At 62.2% G+C, this 608-nt stretch carries 1 rRNA gene; it reads left to right on the top strand.

Features of this window, described 5'->3' with window-relative positions:
• A 23S ribosomal RNA gene (locus tag IE182_RS31590) occupies positions 1 to 608 on the top strand; the annotation flags it as partial.

The raw sequence follows: 608 nt of genomic DNA, 5'->3' as shown, positions 1-608 counted from the left end.
GGGCTCAAGCACACCACCGAAGACGCGGCAGTATTTTGTACTGGGTAGGAGAGCGTCCCATGAGGGGCGAAGCGGCCGTGTGAACGCGCCGTGGACTTCATGGGAGTGAGAATGCAGGCATGAGTAGCGAGAGACGGGTGAAGATCCCGTCCGCTGGATGACCAAGGGTTCCGGGGCCACGTTCGTCGTCCCAGGGTAAGTCGGGACCTAAGGCGAGGCCGACAGGCGTAGTCGAATGGATGAACGGGTCGATATTCCCGTACCGGCATGCAACCGGCAAAACCGAATCCGCGAGTACTAACCTCCGGGTCCGGGCTCACGTCTCCTTCGGGAGCCGGATGCCCTGGCCTGTTGGGACCGATCCTTGTAGTAGGTCAGCGCAGGAGTGACGCAGAAGGGTAGCCGGCCGCGGAGGTGGTCTTCCGTGGTCAAGCACGCAGGGCGTGGGACAGGCAAATCCGTCCCGCATGGGTCCGAGGTGCGATGATGGGGGCCTTATGGCCCGATATCCGGTGATCCCGGCTGCCGAGAAAAGCTTCGGCGTCAGGCTCAAAGCGGCCCGTACCCTAAACCGACTCAGGTGGTCAGGTAGAGAATACCGAGGCGTT

Origin of the sequence: Streptomyces cinnamoneus, from assembly GCF_014650495.1 — a bacterium.
Classification (GTDB): domain Bacteria; phylum Actinomycetota; class Actinomycetes; order Streptomycetales; family Streptomycetaceae; genus Streptomyces; species Streptomyces cinnamoneus.
The sequence above is the reverse complement of the archived record's forward strand: the minus strand, read 5'-3'. Positions and strand labels throughout refer to the sequence as shown.